17 protein-coding genes and 1 pseudogene are annotated in these 21,006 nt (G+C 40.3%); 2 read left to right on the forward strand and 16 right to left on the reverse strand.

Annotation, left to right across the window (positions count from 1 at the left end; all coding sequences use genetic code 11):
• The first annotated feature begins 34 nt into the window (after nt 1–34).
• A complete protein-coding gene (locus tag IEV52_RS19900; protein ID WP_188404330.1) occupies nt 35–3,661 on the forward strand; it encodes a S8 family peptidase in 3,627 nt (1,208 codons plus the stop codon).
• A gap of 378 nt (nt 3,662–4,039) precedes the next feature.
• Here the strand turns inward: IEV52_RS19900 and IEV52_RS19905 are convergent, their stop codons facing one another.
• The 12 genes from IEV52_RS19905 to mntA all read right to left on the reverse strand — a co-directional run bounded on the left by IEV52_RS19905 (nt 4,040) and on the right by mntA (nt 16,286).
• Nucleotides 4,040–5,332 carry an MFS transporter gene (locus tag IEV52_RS19905; protein WP_188404331.1) on the reverse strand — a complete coding sequence of 431 codons (1,293 nt, stop codon included), beginning with the start codon at nt 5,330–5,332 and terminating at the stop codon, nt 4,040–4,042.
• Between the two features lie 76 nt (nt 5,333–5,408).
• Nucleotides 5,409–6,668, reverse strand: coding sequence for an N-carbamyl-l-glutamate amidohydrolase ErtE (locus IEV52_RS19910; protein ID WP_188404332.1), 1,260 nt, complete (start codon nt 6,666–6,668; stop codon nt 5,409–5,411).
• Between the two features lie 28 nt (nt 6,669–6,696).
• Nucleotides 6,697–8,100, reverse strand: coding sequence for a dihydroorotase (locus IEV52_RS19915; protein WP_188404333.1), 1,404 nt, complete (start codon nt 8,098–8,100; stop codon nt 6,697–6,699).
• A 25-nt stretch (nt 8,101–8,125) separates the two neighbouring features.
• Nucleotides 8,126–9,193 (reverse strand): YeiH family protein, encoded by a 1,068-nt coding sequence (locus IEV52_RS19920; RefSeq protein ID WP_188404334.1) that lies wholly within the window; start codon nt 9,191–9,193, stop codon nt 8,126–8,128.
• A gap of 42 nt (nt 9,194–9,235) precedes the next feature.
• Entirely contained in the window at nt 9,236–9,814 is a 579-nt protein-coding gene (locus IEV52_RS19925) for a UbiX family flavin prenyltransferase (protein ID WP_188404335.1), read from the reverse strand.
• A gap of 85 nt (nt 9,815–9,899) precedes the next feature.
• Nucleotides 9,900–10,619, reverse strand: a complete 720-nt coding sequence (locus IEV52_RS19930) for a cyclase family protein (RefSeq protein ID WP_188404336.1) — start codon at nt 10,617–10,619, stop codon at nt 9,900–9,902.
• A 40-nt stretch (nt 10,620–10,659) separates the two neighbouring features.
• The gene (locus IEV52_RS19935; protein ID WP_188404337.1) at nt 10,660–11,400 is read right to left on the reverse strand and encodes an SDR family NAD(P)-dependent oxidoreductase; all 741 of its coding nucleotides are present in this window, start codon (nt 11,398–11,400) and stop codon (nt 10,660–10,662) included.
• Between the two features lie 311 nt (nt 11,401–11,711).
• The gene (locus tag IEV52_RS19940) at nt 11,712–13,115 is read right to left on the reverse strand and encodes a UbiD family decarboxylase (RefSeq protein ID WP_188404338.1); all 1,404 of its coding nucleotides are present in this window, start codon (nt 13,113–13,115) and stop codon (nt 11,712–11,714) included.
• Nucleotides 13,116–13,150: 35 nt separating this feature from the next.
• Nucleotides 13,151–13,912, reverse strand: a complete 762-nt coding sequence (locus IEV52_RS19945; protein WP_188404339.1) for an IclR family transcriptional regulator — start codon at nt 13,910–13,912, stop codon at nt 13,151–13,153.
• Nucleotides 13,913–13,936: 24 nt separating this feature from the next.
• Complete coding sequence (locus tag IEV52_RS19950) at nt 13,937–14,671, reverse strand: cyclase family protein (RefSeq protein ID WP_188404340.1); 735 nt, start codon at nt 14,669–14,671, stop codon at nt 13,937–13,939.
• Nucleotides 14,672–15,484: 813 nt separating this feature from the next.
• Nucleotides 15,485–15,892 carry a type VII toxin-antitoxin system HepT family RNase toxin gene (hepT, locus tag IEV52_RS19955; RefSeq protein WP_188404341.1) on the reverse strand — a complete coding sequence of 136 codons (408 nt, stop codon included), beginning with the start codon at nt 15,890–15,892 and terminating at the stop codon, nt 15,485–15,487.
• Nucleotides 15,882–16,286, reverse strand: coding sequence for a type VII toxin-antitoxin system MntA family adenylyltransferase antitoxin (mntA, locus tag IEV52_RS19960; protein ID WP_188404342.1), 405 nt, complete (start codon nt 16,284–16,286; stop codon nt 15,882–15,884). Before mntA ends, hepT begins: the two co-directional genes overlap by 11 nt.
• Before the next feature lie 367 nt (nt 16,287–16,653).
• Between mntA and IEV52_RS22860 the strand changes: the two genes are divergently transcribed.
• A complete protein-coding gene (locus IEV52_RS22860; protein WP_188404343.1) occupies nt 16,654–16,815 on the forward strand; it encodes a hypothetical protein in 162 nt (53 codons plus the stop codon).
• A 48-nt stretch (nt 16,816–16,863) separates the two neighbouring features.
• Here IEV52_RS22860 and IEV52_RS19970 read toward each other — a convergent pair whose 3' ends face one another.
• The 4 genes and pseudogenes from IEV52_RS19970 to IEV52_RS19985 all read right to left on the reverse strand — a co-directional run bounded on the left by IEV52_RS19970 (nt 16,864) and on the right by IEV52_RS19985 (nt 21,004).
• Nucleotides 16,864–17,031, reverse strand: coding sequence for a hypothetical protein (locus IEV52_RS19970; RefSeq protein WP_188404344.1), 168 nt, complete (start codon nt 17,029–17,031; stop codon nt 16,864–16,866).
• 374 nt (nt 17,032–17,405) lie between these two features.
• Nucleotides 17,406–18,362, reverse strand: a pseudogene (locus tag IEV52_RS19975) (nucleoside hydrolase).
• 427 nt (nt 18,363–18,789) lie between these two features.
• Nucleotides 18,790–19,749 (reverse strand): mannose-6-phosphate isomerase, class I, encoded by a 960-nt coding sequence (manA, locus tag IEV52_RS19980; protein WP_188404345.1) that lies wholly within the window; start codon nt 19,747–19,749, stop codon nt 18,790–18,792.
• Nucleotides 19,750–19,858: 109 nt separating this feature from the next.
• Complete coding sequence (locus IEV52_RS19985) at nt 19,859–21,004, reverse strand: glycerate kinase (RefSeq protein ID WP_188404346.1); 1,146 nt, start codon at nt 21,002–21,004, stop codon at nt 19,859–19,861.
• Between the last annotated feature and the right edge of the window lie 2 nt (nt 21,005–21,006).

Below are 21,006 nucleotides of genomic sequence, written 5' to 3' on the forward strand. Positions count from 1 at the left end.
CGGAGTAACCGCAAAAACTCAGAGCCCCCACCCTATGATAAAAAAACACCATATCGACATCGTTAAGATCAGCAGCAAACTAAAGGAACAATACAAAAATAAGGAGCAAGTGACATTTCTGATCAAATTAAAGGAGCAGGCAAATACTCTAGAGGCTGCAAAAGAGGCTGATGTAAAGGCAAAAAAACAGAAGCTTAGTTCCTACAAAACAAAACTTAATAAACGATCAGCAGTAGTCTCCTCACTTCGTGCGAAAGCAATTGAAACGCAAACCAATCTTAAACAATACTTAGACGAACAGAAAAAGTTAGGTCATGCAAAAGATATTAGATCCTATTATATTGTAAATGGTATGTCTGTAACAGCCACAAAAGAAGTGATGGAAAAGGTGGCTTCCTTTCCTGAGGTAGAAAAAGTCCTACCAAACGAGATACGACAGCTACACCCCGTTATAGAAAAGGCGATCCCATCTAAAGAACCTACTAAAGCAATAAAAGAGATGACAGATAACAACATAGAATGGAACCTTGAAAGTGTTCATGCTCCTCAAGTATGGGAGATGGGCATTGATGGAACAGGAACAGTGATAGCAAACATTGATACTGGAGTGCAGTGGGACCACCCTGCGTTAAAAACAAAATATCGCGGCTACGATGGATCTACTGGCTCAGTCAGTCATGAATACAATTGGTTTGATGCAACAGCTGGGGAAACTGCACCTTATGATGATTTGGCTCATGGAACCCATACGATGGGAACAATGGTAGGATCTGAACCTGATGGGTCCAACCGGATCGGAGTAGCTCCAGGTGCCAAATGGATGGCGGTCAAAGCCTTCACTAACGAAGGTGGAACAGATACCAATCTACTGTCAGCAGGCGAATGGATCCTTGCACCCACCGATGCTAATGGCAATCCGCACCCTGAAAAAGCACCCGATGTTGTCAATAATTCTTGGGGCGGTGGTCCAGGACTAGATGACTGGTACCGTGAAATGGTTCAAAACTGGCGAGCGGCAGACATCTTCCCCGCATTTGCTGCTGGAAATGGACTTGACCAAGCTCCTGGAACAATCGCAAATCCTGCAAACTATCCTGAATCCTTTGCAGTAGGTGCCACAGATTCCGATGACAAGCTCGCCTATTTTTCATTAGTTGGTCCTTCTCCATATGGCGGGATTCTAAAGCCGGAAATTACAGCCCCCGGTGTGAACGTTCGCTCTTCAGTCCCTGGAGGTGGGTATGAAGGGGGTTGGAACGGTACATCTATGGCCACTCCACATGTTGCAGCAGTGGTCTCCATGCTTCGTCAAGTAAATGCAAATTTAACAGTTGAAGAAATCGATGAAATTTTAAAAAAATCAGCCATACCTCTTACTGACAGTAGATTCCTAGAAAGTCCAAATAATGGGTATGGATATGGTCTTATAAACGCGTATGACGCTGTGTCTTCCATTACAATTGGTCTCGGAACAATCAAGGGGACCATTTTAAAACAAGGAATAGACAACGAGATCCCAACATATACACATGAATCGCCTAAAGAAACGTATGCAGATATGGATACCCCATTGTCAATTACAACTAAGGATAATATCAGCATCCAATCTGTTTTTCTTGAATACCAAGATAAAGATGGTAAACCGGTATCGGTTGAAGCCCAACGCACAAGTGGAAATTATGTCGATGGTACATACTCGGCTGTACTTCCAGGAAACGTGATTGGTATCCCTTCTGTTTCATATCGTTGGAGAATTATTGATTACGGACAGAATGAAGTTATTACTGACACGTATAATATCAACGTTATTCCCGGGGTCACCATAGGATATTCTACTGATTTTGAATCCCAGCCCAATGGCTGGAAGTCATGGGGTACTTTAAGTACATGGGAATGGGGACAACCTATTTCAGGTCCAGGCCATGCGGCATCAGGTGAAAAGGTATATGCCACCAACCTAGAGGGAAATTACGATAATAGTGCAAATATGTCATTAATGATGCCAGCTATCGATCTTGGAGCTGGTACTGCCTTCCTTCAATTTAAGCATTGGTACGACATCGGATACTCTTTTGATAATGATTATGCCCAAGTATTCGTTTCTACCGATCAGCACAATTGGGAGGAAAAAGCTCGTTTTACAGACCAAAGCAATGGCTGGCTTGATGCACAGGTTGACCTGTCGACCTATGCCAACAAGCGCATCTATATTATGTTTAACTTTATATCAGATCAATATCAGCAAAAGCCAGGCTGGTATTTGGATGATGTGAAATTGTCGGCTTCTTCAAATGGAACTAACATCACGGACATGCTAATTGATACAGGCAAAAGCAACAAACCGAATAATCCTGAAGAGAAACCCGTCAATCCTCACAGGATTCAGTCAATCAACCATTTTGATTCCAAGAATATAAATCAATCTGCTCCTGTCGGACTGCCCCTTCCTGCAGAGATTAGTGTTTTAGAGACAGGACGTTCAGTAAAAACAAGTCTTCAAAATGGAACTTACTCTCTGACACATTCAGTTGGAGATTATACTTTAGTAGCAGAAGCCTATGGATATCGTCCCGCCCAAAAGAGTGTGAAAGTTCCGAATGGGGAGATTGTGGAAAACTTTGTGCTCGAAGCACTTCCTAAAGGTACTATCACTGGTAAGGTTATTGATAAACGCACAGGGGGTCCCATCGCAAATGCTACATTGCTTTTAATGGAAGACGCCGTTGTTCAACCGGTACAAACTGATAATAGAGGCCGTTATCAGCTTACAGCTTTTGAAGGGACGTATACTTTAAAAGTCATGGCATCAGGATACGTAAGCCAAGAAATAGAAGTGAGTGTAACCGGCAGTAAAATAGCTAATAAAGATTTTTCTCTAAAACCATTTATTACAATGCCTGGTGAGGAAATTGGTTATGACGATGGCACAATGGAGAGTGCACGTGCTTTTGAAACAGCAGGAAATGCGTTGGGTGTTAAAATGTCCCTGCCACAAGGGAAAAAACAAGCTTTAGTTACTGGTGGACTGTATAAATTTTTTGGTAACGACTGGCCTTATCCGGGCGGTACGGAAATTCAAGTAGCTGTTTATGATGCGAGCGGTCCAGATGGATTACCAGGCAAGAAACTGGCTGGACCGATTGACGCGACTGCTCTTCGAAACGGGGAATGGACAAAGATCGACTTATCGAAGTATGGCATTCAAGTTTATGGGGATTTCTATTTGGTATATATCCAATCTGTCAACTACCCACATGCCCCTGGCCTTGGATATGATGCTAATGGAACAAATGCAGAACGAAGCTGGGAGTTTTTCGATGGTTCTTGGAGACTTGCAGATGTTGAAGAAGGTAACTATATGATACGCGCCCTTCTTGATTATGAACTGCCTTCTCCTGTAATAACATCTCCAACAGATGGCTTTATAACCAATCAAGACACGGCTAAAATCGAAGGTGAGACTACTCCAAATATGAAAGTGACGGTATTAAGGGATGGCAAGCTTGCAGGTACAACAACTTCTGACCAAAGTGGTAACTTTTTTGTAAATGTGGAGCTAAAGCAAGGTACTAATAAGTTAACAGCAATAGTTACTACTGATCGGGGAAGTACCGATGAGTCCGCCCCTGTAACCGTCATATATAATAAGAAGTCACAGTAAGTTTAGATTTTGTTAGCAAACAAAACTGATTTAATTAAAATTCTCTATTATAAAAGCACTCCTCTATTCGAGTGCTTTTTTGTTAGACATGAATTTATTACCTAAGCCTATTCCTCTGTTTGGTAACATGAAAAATCCTTTTAATTTATAGTATTTAGTTATTATTACAGCCCGAGTCACATTACATTAACGATTAAAACAGTCCATAAATCTATATACATTAAACGCTTGTTTAAAATCGTGTTTGCTCCTTATCAAATCAGCGGCTATAAATTAATGTTTATGGATACAAAAAAGAGCACCCATTTAATCGGTTGCTCTTTTTAAATATTTTATGGATGGACTTGTGTGCGGAACATATTACGAATAATATACGTTTTATCCGATACCAACACTTTTATCAATCTTACCAATTAAGAAAATATGAGCTCCGAAACCTAACACTATTGCAATCACCCCTGTTAAAATTAGAGATGATTGGAAACTGCCAGTCCAAGAATAGAGGATGCCAGTGAGAGCAGGAGCAAATGCCCCGCCGATATTCCCACCAAAATTCTGAAGGGCTGAAACGGATGAAACAACACGCCGTGAGGCAATATCCATTGGGAGCGAATTGATATTCGGCGAGGCTATACCAAGTGAACCCATCGATAAGATAAGAAACAAGACTGTAAGATTAGCCGTTGGTGCATATGCCGAGATGATAATAAAAATGGTTGAGAGTATAAAACCGCAGCCTATAAAAGTTTTTCGTACTAAGGATAAATGACCTCCAGACTTAATCCACCAATCCGCTGCCCAACCAGAAGAAATTCCTGCAATAACCGCCAGTAGAAAAGGAACCATGGAAAGGAAACCTGTTTTCAAAAAACCCATCTTCAGTTCAAGAACTAGATAACTAGGCACCCAAGTGATGAAAACAAAGTAAACATAAAGATATCCAGCCTGTCCTAAGATCAAGGCCCATACTGAACGATTTTTTAGTAAAGAAAACCAACTAATTGAGCCTTGTTTTTCATTTTCTTCATTGACTTCCGCGGGAATAACTTCTTTGTTTCTACGATAAAAAGGAAGCCAGATTACTAGCCATAGTAAACTAATAGCACCTGTAATATAAAAGACCCATTGCCAGCCGTATGCAACCATAATCGTTGCTGCCAACGGAGCCCCTAACGTAACTCCTACCTTTGTTCCCGAGAAATAAATACCAACTACTTTTCCACGGTCTTCTTTTTTGAATACTTCAGAAACTATTTTTGCTGCTGATGGAACTAGCGTTGATTCTCCTGTTCCCAACAATGCACGCATTGCTCCTAAAAAAGGAATACTTGTAGTAATACCTGTAAACACGGTTGCTAACGACCATATACCCACACCCAATGGTAACATTCTGCTTGCATGGTATCGATCGATAAGAGGTCCTGCAAAAAGATAGAAGAAGGCCAATGACCAATTAAACATTGAGAGAAGTATCCCGCCAGTTGCTGGGCTTATATTATACTCTTTTATCAAAACTGGCATAACGATAGAGAAATTGATTCTGTCCAAATAGGCTATTACCATTGCCAAAAAAAGTGAGGTTACGATAAACCATTGATACCGGCTCCAACTTGTATGGATTACTACCTCTTTTTGCATAGTAGAAGAAGATGGTTCCATAATGCTTTTCACAGTTATATCCTCCCTATATCATCAGGATTGTTAAACCAATACTGCTATTCCTGCTAACCGTTTTAATAAAAAAGTTTTATTTTATTTCATTTAATTGATCAAAGGCTAAGAGAGCCCTTGCCATTGCTTCAACCCCTAGAGCAACATCTTCATAAGAAGTCCATTCCTCTGGACAGTGGCTCCTTCCATCCTTGCTTGGAACAAAAATCATTCCAACAGGTGAAATTTTAGCTAATTGATTCGCGTCGTGCCCAGCTCCACTTGGAATAAGCAGGGTAGGGGCAGTTTCCTTACAAGCTACTTCTAGAACACTCAGGATATAAGGGGGTACAAGGATAGGTTCAGATTTGGACAGGCAGTCAAAATTAACTGTTAATCCCCTGTATTCTGCAATATTAATAGACTTCTCTTTTAAGTCATTGATGATCTGTTCAAGATTACCAGTATCTAAGGAACGTACTTCCAAATCAAAAATAACTTTACCAGGAATGACATTGGATGCATTCGGTTCAACATTTAACTTCCCTACCGTTCCAACAACTGGTTCCATATATTCCTTCTGGCACAATGTCTCCAGTTCTAATATGATCTGAGATGATCCAGTCATTGCATCAAATCTCATATCCATAGGAGTTGTGCCAGCATGGTTGGGCTTTCCCTCAACGATAACACGGTAACGATGAATTCCAACGATCCCCGTTACTACACCCAACTTATAATTGTACTGTTCTAAAACTGGCCCTTGCTCTATGTGCATCTCCAAGTAAAGGGCGACATCCCCCGACTTTCTTGGAAGGTTACTGATTTCTTCAGGATAGCCACCTGCATCCCGTATCCCTTCTCTTAATACTAATCCTGAAGGATCTCTCCTTTGGAGCATCTCTTGGGATAAATTATCTACCATGCCCCGACTACCGATTGTTGAAATTCCAAATTCACTTGGCTCTTCTGCCGTAAAATCAATGATTTCAAGCGGATGTTGTAAGATTGTCCCCGTTTCTTTTAGCATTCTAGCAATCTCTAATCCACCAATTACTCCTATAATTCCGTCGAATCTACCTCCTCCGGTTACAGTATCCGTATGAGAACCAATTAAAATCGGAGGAAGTTGGGGATTGGATCCTGGAATTCTCCCAATTAGGTTAGATGCTGCGTCGATATTCACTTCCATTCCGATGGCCAGCATTTGATTTTCCAACCATTCTCTCCCTTGATAGTACCAAGGGGTAAAAGGCCTTCTGGTCCACCCTGGTTTTTCCGGATCGGTTAATGTTGCCAGTTTCTCAATATCTGACTGAATTCGTTTAACGTTAGGTGCCAAGGCAAACGTGTTCATCACATGAACTCCTCTCTAATGTTTGATTCTAGACCAATGCATTTTCGTTTTTTGAAACAAGGACCCCATGTCCATGTTTAGCCGGAATAAATTTCCCATCTCCCTGTTCACCGACAACCCGTCCGTTATAAACAATCTTTCCGCGAACCAGTGTATGTGTTAATCGCCCCTGCATTTCCATTCCATGATAAGGGCTCCACCCTGCACTTGAATGCAAGTCTTTTTCATCCAGGACCCATTTGGCCATAGGATCTATAATGACCAAGTCGGCATCTTTCCCTTCCTCGATGCTTCCCTTACAGTAGTCTAGACCAAATATAGAAGCTGGTTTTTCGCTTAACATCTTAGCTAGCTGAAGGATGGTAATTCTGCCTTTAGCCACTCCTTCGCTGTACATTATGGGTAATAACGTCTCTACACCAGGGGTGCCAGAAGCATTATCGAATATGTTTTTATGGCTTTTTCTTTCAATTAACCAAGGTGCATGGTCTGATGTAACGATATCGATCATTCCTCTCGACATTTGACTCCACAACTGTTCCATATCCTTTCGAGAACGCAGAGGTGGATTTATCTTTCCTTTCGCTTTAAGTGATAGCATATCGTTCTCTTCAAATGCCAGATAATGGGTGCAGGTTTCAGCAGTTACTTGTGTTCCTTTGGAACGATAATAATCTACCAATTCAAAGATGCGAGGGAAGGTGCAATGGTATAGGTGTAGTTTTACTCCTGACCAATAGGCCATTTCCATCACCTTCAACGCAGCTGTCGATTCGCTAATTTTAGGTCTGCTCCAGCAATGGGACCTTGGATCTTCGCCTTCATCCTGATATTTTTGAATAAACTTGTGAACAATTTCATTCGTTTCAGCATGTACACCGACTGGACAGCCTGTCTCAGTAATTTTAGTAAAAGCTTCGTATAATTCTCCATCATCAATCCGTGGAAAGCGGTATGAGTCGGTGTTGAACATGGAAACTTTAAAACCGCACGCACCCGCTTTAGCCATTAGAGGGATCTGATTTAGCCCGTTTTTCTTATAGATGGTAGCCAGCAATGCCATATCTACTACGGTTTCTTTATTTAGCCGCTCCATTTTTTCTAAAAACAACTCTTCAGTACACACCATTCCTGTTGCATCATAAGGCATCTCAATAATTGTCGTTACTCCACCTGCGGCAGCGGATCGACTCGCTGTTGTAAACCCCTCATCTAAAGAACTATAACAATGGACATGTGCATCGATCGCACCTGGAAGCACATAGTGTCCGTGGGCATTTATAGTTTCTTTCCCTCTCACCGCGATATTGTCCTTAAATACACCATCGATCTTGCCGTTTTTTATTGCTACGCTGGCATTATAAAGAACGTCATTAGGTAATACGATATTACCTTTAATCACTACATCATAATTGTTTTGATCGTTACCCATTTGCAGCCTCCTTTAATTAGTTTGATTATTCAGATAACTTTAATAACAATGGTCCTAATAAAGATAAAGCCACTGAACCTATCAAACAAATAAGCAATGTCTTTCCTCCAAATTTTTTCATAGACTTGATATCAACGCTTAGTCCTAAACCAGCCATGGCCATAGACAGCAAGAATGCACTGATTAATATTGTTAATTGAATCATTTCTTCAGAAACCAAGTCCAACGTATTAATCACGCTCATCGCCAAAAAGCCCACTATAAACCAGGGAAATGGCAATCTTCCAGACCCACCAATGTCATTTTCTTTTTTATCCTCTTTCCTATATAGGTATCCAAGAATAAGGGCTATAGGTATAAGCATAGCTACTCTTCCGAGTTTTACGATAATTCCAATTTCACTGCTCTTTACGCCGCCAACCTGTGAAGCTGCAATTACATGTGCTAATTCGTGTAAAGTTGAGCCAGACCATAGACCGTAAAAATAAGAATCCATAGAAAGAATTGGATACAGCATGGTATAGATAATCGTACCGATTGTCCCCATTATCGCGATTGTGGCTACTGCGATTGCCGTATGCTCCTTCTTGGAACGGATTAATGGGGCAACTGCTACGATTGCAGCCGCCCCACAAACCGCGGTACCGACTGCGGTCAATACTGATAAATGGGGATCGACTTTGAACCATTTTCCCAATTGGGTAATAACAATCAATGTAACTGTAATTAGAAAGGCATTAATAAGTAGTACTTTCCAACCGACTGCTGCTATATCTGAGAGATTCAACCGTAAACCAATTAAGACAATTCCAATACGTAGTAATACTTTACTGGAAAATGAGATTCCAACATTTGACTCCTTGGTTACCCCCATCAGTCCCCTCCAAGTCATTCCCAAAAGGATAGAGATAACCATAGCACCCATGATAGAAATATAGGGTAGCGTCGCCAAGCCTCTAGCTACAAACGCTAGAACAGCAGTTAAACAGATTCCTTGTAGATACCCCCTTATTTTGGGGTATTGCGGCTCAAGCTGCAGGGATTGAGAAGCAAATAGTTTAGAAGATTCGATTTTTCTTTTTGCTAAACCCATGTTAAATAGTCCTTCCTCGGTGAAAATAAGCGTGCTTCTTTCCTAAAGTTGGGTACCCGACAGCTCCATTCCCTTCCACCTATCAAAAAGGTGAGCATCGATTCCAAATTGATCAAGTACTTTTCCAACGGTTTGGTTAACAATATCATCAACTGTTTTAGGTAAGTGATAGAAAGAAGGCACTGGGGGAAGGATCACACCGCCCATTTGGGTGATTAATGTCATATGATTTAAATGACTAAGATTAAACGGCGTTTCCCTGACTAAAAGAACTAACTTTCTTCTTTCCTTCAACTGAACATCTGCTGCTCTGGTGATTAATTCGTCATTATAACTGTTGGCGATTGAAGATAATGTTTTTATGGAACATGGGGCTACGATCATCCCATCTACTTTAAAAGAACCGCTTGAAATGGCAGCTCCTATGTCTCTTTGATCATAGGAATAGGAAACCAAATCAAGAATATCTTTCAACTTATAAGGGGTTTCATGTTCAATGGTTTGAATCGCTGCATTACTGATGACAACGTGACTTTCTATCCCTAACCGATTCAGTACCTCTAATGTTCTGATTCCGTAAATCGCACCGCTTGCACCTGATATGCCGACTACTATTTTCATGAATATCCCCCTCGGTATATGATCCGTGATTTTTTAAAGAGAGTTTGCGAACCTCAGTAATTCTCTTCTGTGATTCGCTATAAGCTTATTTATTGTTATTTATCAAACCTTCAACTGCAAATACGCGGCAGGGTGCGCCTTCCGTTCCTTTGAGTTTGATTGGTGCACATGCTAAAAATACACGCTCTTCTTTAATTTCAGCTAAATTGGTGCACCATTCAATTAAACAAACATTATTCCCTAAAAAAGTTAGATGGTTAGGGCTCCAATTCGGTTTTCCCCACTCACGTCCAGCAGGTGGATGGAGTGGAGAATCGCAGGTCATAAAATCCTGCACCAACGACTTGACCCCCCTTTCCATAAGCCATTCCGCAGCATCTGTCGATAAATAAATCATTTGGTCCCAAAATTCGAACGTGCCGAACATCTTATCGGTCCACCCAGTTCGGATGATCACGATATCACCCTTCTTCATCTCTACCCCCGTTGCTTCGAGGTCTGCCGCGGTTACACATTCCCCCGCCTTTTTGTGCATCATATCAAAGACGACGGCTTCTCCAACTAACCAGTCAAGGGGCACTTCATCGTTATTTAAACCACCGATGATATAATGTGAAGGTGCATCATAATGCGTAAAATGTTGGGTAGACAACAACACGTCGTGTGAAGATACTTTATTTTCCTCAACAGAAGCCACTTTCGTGATCTTGTTGACTGATTCAGGTTTTCCGTAAACTTTGCTTCTAGGAAAACCAGGATATTTAGTTTCCGGATCGATCGTTAATGTTAGGTCGATAACTCTCATAATAAATGCCCTCCGTTTATATGTTTTTATAATTAAACCTTTATTGAGCGGTATAGCCACCATCCACGATTAGATTAGATCCCACTACAAAAGAAGCATCATCACTAGCTAAGAACAATACAGCCTTTGCGATTTCCATCGGTTCTGCTAATCTTCCAATGGGGTGGTTTTTGATAAGTCCATCAATGAAATCCTGAGGTTTAGAAGTAATGATAGGAGTTAAGGTATAACCTGGGCATACAGAATTGATTCGAATGCCTTTTGAAGCATAGTTCACACCTAAAGTCCTCGTTAAATTGGCGACACCTCCTTTTGCGGCCGCATTAGCCATTACAGAAGCCTGACCGACAAAACTTAAGACTGACCCGTTGTTAATGATTGCTCCACCTCCTGAACTAAGCATCGTTTCTATCGCATATTTATTGCTTAAGAAAACGGAGTTCATGTTCACATTGATTACTCTTTGCCAATCCTGATAGCTCATTTCTTCAATCATCGTAGCTTCACCGATACCTGCATTTGCGAACAAAATATCTAGTTTTCCGTATTGTTTAACGGTTTCATTGACCAAGTGCTTTATATCCTCTTCATTAGTCACATCTGTTCGAATAAAAGTACAATTTGTTTCAGGTTTTGATAATGCTTTTGCCAATTCAATACCGTTATCATCCATATCCCCGATTACTACGTGTGCCCCTTCTTGAATGAGTAGCTCTACTGTAGCTTTACCAATCCCCTTTGTACCCCCTGTAATGATTGCAACTTTATCTTTCAGCCTCATATCCTTTACCACCTTCCTCTACGTTTTATATTAATTCTCGTATAATGGGAATATTGTCTCGATATATATCAAAAAAAATTTCTTCTAGATGTGAACTAAGTTTTGGTACTACATTTGAAAACAATGTACAGGTAGTTAGTCATCTATATATAAAGCTTTAGATGCTACCATCCGCTAACCTGTCCGTTAATACCCAGCCTAATTCAACTATAGTTCTCTATCTCAATGTTTCATCTAGAAAAATGTTAGGGTTGAATATCAAAATTCAGTGTTGGACGTACCACCGTCAATGGTTGGTAAATAAGAAATAATTATTTAATATAGGAAAAGCTTCTATCAACATATTTATCTCCCACTTGTACCTGATAGTGTTTCCACTCACTTTTCACTTTTTCTATTATTTCTTTTGGTATCTCGGCTTTTGGTAGGGCAGTAGGTTCACGTAATGCAATTATTCCTACTTTCGATACTGTTCCTTCCTTCACCAAAGGATCAGCACGGTCCGTTCTAACCCCAGGTATAATCATTATATCTCGTTCGGCTCGCATTCTTGTTCCAATAGCCCATTCCACATCAATAGGATCATCCACTTTGATATCATCATCAACCACCGTGATATGTTTAATCAGGTTACAATGGGCAAATGCAGCAAAGATCGCTTTTTGCCCTTCACCCGGTCGAGGATCGGATATGGAAGTAACCAAATGGCTCCTGCCCATACCACCTTCAGTTATATAGGCGGCTTTTACCCTTGGAACAGCTGTCCTGATATGGCGCAATGCAGTTGTTTCGATTGCCATCGCTCCAATAATGAAATGTTCATGGAACCTTCCAGGTAAAATGATTTGGAAAATAGGATCTTTACGATGGGTAATTCCCTTCACTTGAAGAATAGGACTTTTCCCATAGTCTACATACATCCCGTGAAACTCTGATACTAACCCTTCTTCATGCAACTCACCTGGTATGAACTCGGCTTCAATCACAAACTCAGCTCCCGCAGGAACTTCAACATCCACCGCTATTCCAGGAGACAATTCTAGCGGCTCTCCAAACATACCCCCTGCAATTTCAAACTCATCAAACCCCAGATCAACATACGCATTGGCTGCAACCAAAACAGCAGGATGATTACCTATGGCGATTGATACCTCTAATGTCTTCCCTAACTGCATAGCCTTTTCCAATAGACGATATAGATGATGACTCGGCGACATCCCGATCATCAATCGATCAGGACCCAAGACTAATAATCGATTCATAGATACGTTACGTTTGCTGGTTTCAGGGTCTTTTGCAACGACAATAGCGGACATGATATAAGGTCCTGCTTCCTTTTCAAAAAAAGTCGTAACAGGAATCGTTTTCATCACATCGATATCCTCTGTGATCACGATTTCCCTGCAAGGAGCATTGTTTATCATTACGGGTTCGATCGGATTTGTTATTCCACGATCAATATATTGAAGTGATGCTTCTATACTCGATTCAATTCCGCAAGTAAGGGCAAAATTCTCACGATCGACCAAATTTCCTACCACAGGAACAGAGTAACCTTTCACTTTTTCAAAGATCACTGCAGATCTGTTTGGACTTTGTGCCAATACGGCAGGTAGTTCAAATTTTGGGTCAACCTCACCCTGTACTCTTGTAATTCTGTTTACCCCATCCAATATATCCAGCGCTGATCTCATATCCTGCTTCTTTTGGGACATTAGTGGTTCCTCCTGAAATTACTGAATTTCTTCTGTTAAATAGTATCAATCTCCATCAACTTTATTTTTTCGTTTAGTTCTTCTGTAAATGAAATTAATTTTTCGATAATTTTCGTCTCTTTTTTATCATCGATCCGGAATTTTGGTCCAGCAACCGTAATTCCAGCCAAGATATTACCCGAGACCCCAAATAAGGGAGCAGCAGCAGCCCAAGCACCTAAATCGATCTCTTCATTACTTATGGCATATCCATTCTCTTTGATGGTTGACAGTTTTTGTTTATACTCATTCCTGTCGACAATCATTCCATTTCTCCATAGCTTATCTATGATGTCCCGTTGTTTCTCCTCATCCAAATAAGCCAATAGGATTTTTGCAGAAGCTCCAACATGAAGCGGCTGTACCCTTCCACGTTCAAACGTTAACTTGATAGGTTGAGTGCTTTCTATTCGGTCTATGCAGATCGCACGATCATCTATGAGACCAGTCAATATAACCGTTTCATCTGTTTCTTGAGAGAGTTCCTCCATCGTTGAAAGCGCGAGGTTGACTAACTCCATACCTACAGTAGCTACTTTTGCTAACTGAAGGATACTTAGTCCGAGACGATAACGTCCAGGACCACTCTCTTGGATTAATTTTTTATTTTTCAACGTCTCCAATAGACGGTAAGCCGTACTTCGGGGCAAATCCAATTCAGCAACCATATCCTTCACCGACAATACCGGTGTTTGTTCTGTAAATTCAAATAACATGTCAAGCCCTTTTTCTAATGTACGATTTGAATCTGATGCCATCTCTCCAGTTCTCCTCTCTAACCGTCAACTCGTTTTTGTTTCTAGTTTTCCCTTCAATAATCCTTCCACTGCAAATGCTCGACAAGGGGCACCATCAGTTCCCTTCAATTTAATCGGGACACAGCCGAACAAAAAACGCTTTTCTGTGATTGCCTCTAAATTTGTAAGCCATTCAAGCATAACAACGTTCCTTGTCAGAAAAGTAAAGTGATTCGGACTCCAATTGTCACTTCCCCAATTACGCCCTTCTGGTGGATTGAGAGGGGAATCACATAGCATAAAATCTCCTGCCACTGACTTTATCTTTTTCGAGATGAGCCATTCTGCAGCGCAAGTGGATAAACCGATCATTTCCTGCCAAAAACGTAAGGTTCCGAACGCCTTGTCTGTCCACCCAGTTCGAATAACTGCTATATCTCCTTCCTGCACTTCAATCCCTGCATTTTTAAGGTCGCTTGCTGTTATATAAGAACCGGGCTCTTTATGCATCATGTCAAACATAACCGCTTCACCTATAAAGGAGTCGATAGGCACTTCGTCATTCTTCAATCCATCTTCTAAAAAATGAGCAGGTGCGTCATAGTGTGTGAAATGCTGGGTACACATGGTGAAATTGTGAGATTGAACTTTGTTTTCCTTTAAAGAAGCCACTTCCCATATCTTTGTACTAGATTCTGGTTTCCCATAGACCAGACTCCTTGGAAATCCTGCATAAAGTATATCCTCTGCTATTGTTAAAGATAAATCTATTACTTTCATTTTATCCTCCTTTATAAATAAAAGTTTTTTTATCGAATATGAGTTAAGGCAACAAATATAGTTTTATATTTCAGGACATCGTTCCCTTATTTTAAGAATGAAAGCGCTTAAAAGCATTATATACTATCGGTGAAATATTATCAATATTCTGAATAATTTTATTTAATTATCGCGAATTTCCTATTTTCGAATTAATTTATGAGACTATATTCTTTTTATTTGAGAAAAATAATTCCTCGCTTCATACTTTCATCAAGATAATGTCGATTTAATATGAGTCGAACTAACCCCTTACAAAAACTCTATATATTGAATCTTCTAAACTCTCCTTCAATAACAAAAGCCACCTGTCAGGGTAGCTAAGTCTAAGGTACATATTCGGCTACTTTTTCAAAGTGAAATTTTAGAACTACTCAAAGAGGATTGAATCCGTAACAGCTATTTAATAGTGATTTATAACATATCGATTGGTTTATAAGGACATTCTTCAGTTATTTTCTACTATAAGTACCTTTAGAAATGAAGTGTTCCCCTTATTTTTTGCTATACATATTTTCCTGAATATGGTTAATAATATAGTTGCCTCTTCATTTCAACTCCAACATTGAGGCACACAACCTAAGACACACATTTTCCGAGTCTGTGTGTCTTCCTTCTTTTGTCGATAGAAGTCAGGGTAACCTGGCTTCTTATAATTCTCACTAACGATAAGTTGTTCGCACATTTGTTTAATACAACTCAAATGTGAAAAAGCTCCTGTTAGAAATAAAAAAAAATCACCCTTTAAATAAGGTGATTATAAAGTATTTTATGTTAGTCACTAGATAAGATTTGATTTGTAAAGGTAAGGAAGTCTGAAAGATGCTTTTCGATGATTTTTTGCACGATGACAAGGTTTACTTCTTGGTAATCATGTACAGCAATGTTGCGGAAACCAACCATTGCTTTTAAACCCTTAGCAAGTTCTACTGTTATGATGTTGTTCTTCTCTAACAGATCGAACGTCTCCCGGCTCGTCTGGGGTATACCTAGTTTTTTCTCAGCCACCACGTGCATACCAAGGTCGATCGCTGCTTCACATGCCCGTTGGATGTTTAAGATGATCGAATCCTGTTTCGTAAAGTTATCTAGGTTTTTGGGGTCATCCGCGTATTCTTCCTTGATGCGTTTCAAACACCTTTCAATGATACTGATTTTGTTTAAGATCACATCATTTTTCATAGATCGACCCACTCTCCCCTACCTTTTTTAATACGATATCACGCTCTTCGTTGAGCTTGGCATACATTTTTAGTGTCTTCATCTCAAATTCCATCCTTTTTTTCTCATCCTTGCTAAAAAGAACTCTCCCACTTCCTATGACCTGTACAGCGAACACGGTTGAAGCTTTGTTTAGATCTATAAGATCAACTTCTTTATGGATGAGTGAAGCCAGGTCCTGGCTCAGCATGAAACGATCATAGTCATCCAAATCACGATCACTCAAAAAAGCGATATCGATATCACTGTCTGATCGGTCTGTTCCCTTCGCAGCCGAGCCAAATAAAACCATGAGATAAGGATCTATCTTTTCTCTTAAACAGGTTACAATTCGTTCTTCTATCTTTTTGTTCAAGGAGACCATCTCCTGTTGTTTGGAGTTATATTTATGTACTATTATTCGAAAACATGGTTTCGTTTTCCTTTATACTTTTACAGAAACATCAAAAGTATAACATGTTTTGCTGGGTCTAGAGATTCTACACTCCATGGCTGTTGGATAAGTTATGAAAAAAGATGCTGTATGTAAGTTTAATGAGGGCGTTTCATTGTAAAATGGTAAGGAAAGGTTTATAATATAGCTATAAAGAACATAGTATAAAAAGGGAGCATCGGCCGGTAACCGATACTCCTAACGTACAGCTATTCTGCAAGAAGTGCAGTGGCTCAACTAAGTATATAGGCACCAAAAAAGTAACCTTTTCCTACATTGGCCGTGCAGGGTGGGTTACTTTTTTGTGTTTGTAACCGCGATTACTGCGACGATCAGTGATGCAAAAGAGATCATGAGCGTTAGTGTATCTGTAACAGTAACCATCAGCGACACCCCCTCTCTTACGGGGATTGCCACTGCCCACCCTGCATATGTAGCTGTACCACCCTAGTATAACATAGAACATCTATTCTGTTTTCAATTCGACATTAAAAAAAAATTATACTATGATTTGATATGGCAAGGTCGGATTAACCTCGGGATCTGTCTCCTTCACTTTGAACAAGTTTTGATCATCTGTTTCAAATTGTATTATCTCACTTTCAGAGCCTGTGTCAGGTTCCCATTTAGAACCAATTAAATGACGATACTTCTGTAAGATTCTCATATACCCCCAACTTTCTTTCGGCGAAAAACCTAAATGTTTAACCTAATTGTAGGAGCATAGATACTTAAAGTAAATATAACGATTTTTATAGTGTTTTAAATATCACTTAATATATTATTGAAGTTTATTTATGGCAGATTTAAACATTTGTTTAATCGATTACGTAGGATTGATTTCCTTCATCAAACAATTAATTTCTTCTCATGTGGAACTGAGCGTTACACCCTCCCATTTATTCAGATTAATGAGATATATAAAATAAATTCATCATTAACATTAATTTATACAATATTAATAACATATATTTTTTAATAAACTCATCCCTGCCAGCAGAAAGGGAAAAATTAAATTCAGGTCGGAATAAGACCATTTCATTACCAGCTGAAAGAGTTCCTTTTACTCATCAATGTATGAATAATCTCTGATCTAAACTTATCAAAATTAAAGTTAAAAGCCACTTTATGTTTTACGTAGCCTTCTGAATACTTAAACCGTAAGTCACCCAAACTTTGTCCGAATGCATCTCCTCGTCAACCACCATCTTTATAGGGATCTCTTGTATATCAAACTCACTTTTATTAAAGAGGTACCAAACAGGTAACACATCATGCAGCGGGCTTCCCTTTATACCAGGTACACTTTGTGTATAGAATTTTAAATAGTACGAGAGCAATGGAGAAATAAGTAACCCTAGGGGATCACCAGTACTTTTATGAAACTTATCTATCTGAGCAAATTCCTTTGGTGAGATGATTGCTCTTTGAGTGACATTCAAAGGGATGATCGTAAGGTTTTTAGCAAAGTTGAAAATGATGTTCGCTGCATGAGGATCTCCATAGAAATTAGCTTCAGCAACCGCTATCACTTTCTAGGAAAAAAAAGGCTCCTCCCATGAGTACATATTCTTTAGCATTCCGCATGACTTTAATTCCGAGAATAAACGATGTGGCCAAAGAAGAAAGTCTACCCACATTGATAATAGCCAGTTCGTCAATGAATTTCTCACAAATTTCCTTTACTCTGTGGAGAGGATGAATGGGGTAATCAATAGATGGAGTTATAATAGGTCCCAATCCTTCTGGACCATGGACCTCTGGGTAGTAGACCACTGGGATTCCCGTAAGGGGGCAAGTTGCACCTTCAAAGACAGGGATATCAGGCTTTCAAGCTAGATACTTCAAATAATTTACGTTCTTTAAAACTTTTTCTCTAGAAACATTTCCCTAATCGCCACTATTCCTAAAATATCAATATCATCTTCTTTAAAGAACGTATAGATAAGGCTAGTGAATCATACCAAAATCAACAAATAAGAGGATTTTTTTCTTCATTTTTCTCCCCTCACACAGCTACTTCTGAATGTTTATGCTTCTGTGACCTTAACATTCACTACAGTTTTAGCTAAGAGAGGTACCAGTTACTCGTAACCTCTTAATGATTGAAAAAACATAAACAAGTCTTACGAGTACATAAGTAAGAGGAAAGAACGAAGTTCGCTTCAACCCTCATAAATAGGCTGCATCTCATTCTCCTTGATCTAATAAATCCACTTGTTTAACCTATTTTTAATAATATATGTCAACATATAATTTAATATATACATTGAATACATATTTAATATCTTCTAAAAAAAGAGAAAAGAACCTTAGTAGTTCCTCTCTCTTCAAATCAAGATGTGTTTTTGCTTTTGATACCTCTTGTAGGAAGAATGATAAAACACCTGATCTTAGAGATCTCGATCAGGTGTTTTACTTTCATCTATAGAGTCGGATGTGACACGATGAATCGTGCGTGACCGTTCATCGAAAATCTCTTGACTGAAGAAGGGACGATGAAATGGTCCCCTTTTTTATAGGTGGAGGAAGTTTCTCCTCCTACCGTTAGTTCTCCTTCTCCATCAATCACACTGACTAAGAGATATGATGGGTTCTCTATCTTGGAAACCGTACCATTTAGGCTCCAATGATACACGGTAAAATAATTCTCCCTGACCAGTTTACTTATCTTAAGATCGTCAATTTCCGATAAAACAGGCTCGAAGTTGTTGTCCTCATGTGGAATCATCGCCACTTCAATAGATTTCTCGATATGGAGTTCACGTTTGTTACCGGCATCATCACGACGGTCGTAATCATACACACGATATGTGATGTCGGAGCTTTGTTGAGTTTCTAGGATCATTGTGCCTGCCCCAATGGCATGAATTGTCCCGTTCGGCACGTACACAAAGTCTCCAGGCTTTATAGTAACCTTGCGTAGAAGCTCGTCCCAGCGGTTTTCCGCGACCATCTGACCGAATTGAAGCTTGGTTTTCGCATGATGACCATAAACAAGTTCTGCCTCTGGGCCACAGTCCACCACGTACCAGCATTCTGTTTTTCCAAAAGCTTCACCTTCTACCTTACGAGCATATGAATCATCCGGATGGACCTGTACCGAAAGATCTGTCTTGGCATCTAAGATTTTAACCAAAAGCGGAAATTCTTCACCTTCTTGACCTGCAAAAAGTTCACGGTGCTCGTCCCATACTTGATCGAGCGTCTTTCCTTTTAACTTACCGTTTACGACTTCGCTTGGACCATGTGCATGCGCGGAGATTCCCCAGCATTCACCAGTTGTTTCAGTAGGAATCTTATAGCCGAACTCATCATGGAGTTTCGTCCCTCCCCAGATTCGGTCTTTAAATACAGGCTTCAAAAATAGCGGTTCGTTATACACGTTTTTAACAACTCCTAATGAAGTACTTCATCCCATTTTAAACGTTTGTTTAAAGCTTAACTACAAACGAGCGTTTCTTTTGTATCTAAATGTTCATTAACAGAGTACATTACATCACAGTCTTTAGTTTCGAAATGAGTAGGAACAGCTGTCGGGTTGTCATTCTCAAGTTGTTGAATGCAACATCCGTGTCCATTGCTTTTTCAAGCGTCATTGGTTCATTAACGATTGAAAAAAAGGAAGTGATCCCTGATCGGTTCAATTCGTTCGCCTGATGTGTGACCCCTCCTGCTAATGCGACCACCGGAATCCCACGTTTCGCAGCCAAATTAGCCACACCCAACGGTGCTTTTCCCATCGAAGTTTGGTTATCCAATCTTCCTTCTCCTGTTATCACCAGGTCCACATCAGCCATGTTCTCTTCCATCTTCAACGCCTCAAGTAGAAGACCGGTACCGGATAGTAACTGGCCGTCTAAAAATCCGGCAAATGCAGCCCCCAGTCCTCCTGCGGCTCCTCCTCCAGCCATGTGCTGGATATCGCGATCTAAGTCTCGATACGTAACGTCCGCAAAGTTTCGTAAGCCCGTATCCAACTCCCTTACCATTTCAGGGGTCGCCCCTTTTTGGGGACCAAAGATGTAAGCTGCTCCGTTCTCACCGAATAAAGGATTATCGACATCACATGCTACTCGAAAGTTACACTCTTCCAGCACCGAGGCAACATTCGACACATCGATTTTTCTAATCTTGCTCAGTTCCTTTCCCCCTAGACCTATCTCATTACCCTGAGCGTCTAAAAAAGAATATCCTAGCGCCTGGAGCATGCCGAACCCTGCATCGTTCGTGGCACTGCCCCCTAGACCGATAATGAAATCGCGACACCCTCTACCTATCGCATCCCAAATAAGCTCTCCTACTCCATAGGTTGTCGTTAAGGTGGGGTTTCTTTTCTCTTCAGGAACGAGGGGCAAGCCACATGCTGCCGCTACTTCGATAGCAACCGTATTGTCTCCTAGTATCCCATAGGCTGCCTTAATTTTGTTCCCTAAAGGACCGGTCACTTCTTTTTCGACCAAACTTCCTTGAGTCGCATAAATGAGCGCGTCAACCGTACCTTCTCCCCCATCGGCAAGTGGAACCGTGACTACTTCTATCGCTTTATCCACATCGGATATTCCTTCTCTTATCGCTCTACTCGCATCAATTGAGGAGAGACTGCCTTTGAGAGAATCGATGGCGATCAGAACTTTCATTA

The organism is Fictibacillus barbaricus (assembly GCF_014635025.1).
GTDB lineage: Bacteria > Bacillota > Bacilli > Bacillales > Fictibacillaceae > Fictibacillus > Fictibacillus barbaricus.